Source organism: Halorubrum sp. SD683 (genome assembly GCF_002135045.1).
Taxonomy (GTDB): domain Archaea; phylum Halobacteriota; class Halobacteria; order Halobacteriales; family Haloferacaceae; genus Halorubrum; species Halorubrum ezzemoulense.
This window is the reverse complement of the sequence record NZ_NEWJ01000137.1, coordinates 1-1,517: the sequence shown is the minus strand read 5'-3', so window position 1 is coordinate 1,517 and position 1,517 is coordinate 1. Positions and strand designations below refer to the sequence as shown.

Annotated in this window: 2 protein-coding genes; both read right to left on the bottom strand. The window is 73.5% G+C overall.

Annotation, left to right across the window (positions count from 1 at the left end; genetic code table 11):
• Positions 1–4: 4 nt before the first annotated feature.
• Positions 5–1,024: a PGF-CTERM sorting domain-containing protein gene (locus tag B9G49_RS16015; protein ID WP_086217029.1), complete on the bottom strand. Its 1,020-nt coding sequence runs from the start codon at positions 1,022–1,024 to the stop codon at positions 5–7.
• A 65-nt stretch (positions 1,025–1,089) separates the two neighbouring features.
• Positions 1,090–1,517, bottom strand: a 428-nt coding sequence (locus B9G49_RS16010; protein ID WP_086217028.1) for a DUF5817 family protein, incomplete at its 5' end; no start/stop codon positions are given.

The following is a 1,517-nucleotide window of genomic DNA, read 5'->3' as shown; positions in this document are numbered from 1 at the left end:
TCAGTCATCGTCGCCTCCGTGCGAGCAGCGCCGTGACGACGAGCGCGACGAGCGCGACGAGCGGGCCGAAACCGGGCGTCGCGTCGCCGCTGGCGCCGCCGTCTCGCGTCGCTCCGTCGTCACCGGCACTGTCGCCGCCGACGCCCCCCTCGCCGCGCTCGAAGTCCTCGACGGTGAACTGTACGTCGCGGACCGTCTCGTTCGCGGAGAGGGTCTCCTGCGGGTTCAGGTTCGCGACGCCCTGCGTCTCGTCGACGAGCACGTCGTCGTCGAACAGCGCGGCGTCGACGTAGTAGTTGTAGCCGTTCGGCACCTCGACGGTCGCCGTCACGGTGTCGGTGCGACCGGGGCGGACGGTGCCGACGGTCTCCGTCGCCTCCCCGGCGATCACGTTCGACTCCGCCTGCCGGAGGTAGAGCCGGAGGTCGACGTCGTCGCTCGGCTCGTCGCCGCGGTTCGTCACGGAAATCGACGCCGACAGCGTCGCCGTCTCGTTGTCGGCCTCGGTGACGCTCACGGCGACCGTCGGCCAGACCGTCCCGTCGGTGAAGCCGACCCTCGTGTCCGCGTAGTCGGGCGTGAGCGCTGCGACGCCGCCGACGCGAGTGGTCTGTTCCTCGCGGCGCTGGCCGTCCGCGAAGACGACCGTCTCGATGCGGTAGCCCCCCTCGCGCTCGACGTCGACCGTGCCGTTGACCGTTTGCTCCCCCTCGAAGTTGACGTCGCCCACGTCGACCGTGGTCTCGTCGACGAGGAGGCCGGACTCGCTGCCGATCGCGCGGTGGCGGACCGTGACGTTCTCGACCGTCGAGCCGCGGTGGCGGAGGTCGGTGCCGAGCCGGAGCTCGGCGGTCTCGCCGCGCACCTCGCCGGGCGCGACGGTCGCGCCGGCGACGTCGATCCGGCCGGGCGGCTCGTTCGTCTCCCGCGGGTCGGTGATCGCGCCGGGGACGGCGACGGCGCCGACCGCGCTTGCGACGAGGAGGGCGGCGGCCGCCGCCAGGAGGGCCGTGCGGGTGTCCATACGCGACCCCTCACGAGCGTCATATAAGTGCTTTGTCCAGTCGGCGTCTGCGCTTGGAACCGAGCTCAGAGGAGGCGATACCGCCCGTTCGACTCGGTGAGTTCGCCGCGGTGCGCGAGGCGGGTCAGGATCTCGCGGGCCGCGTCGGCGGGGACGCCGTCGGCCGCGGCGCGATCCACGACGGCCGCCTCTGTCGGGTCGTCGAGGGCGTCGACCGCGTCCCGGACGACCTCGGTGCGGCTCCGGGAGCCGCCCCCGCCGCCCTCGGCGCGCGAGGCGGCCTCGTCGACGGCGTCGGCGTCGATGCCCGACGACTCGAGGTACTCGCGGTCGCCGATGCCGGCGTCCTCGACGGCGGCCTCGAGGTCGGCGACGTGGTCCACCTCGGTGAACGCCGCGCTGTCGCCGCGCTTCTTGGCGAGCAGCGCGGACCGCGCCTGGCGGGCCGCCGCGCGCTCCTCGGACTCGAAGAAGCGCTTGAGCTTGGCGGTCC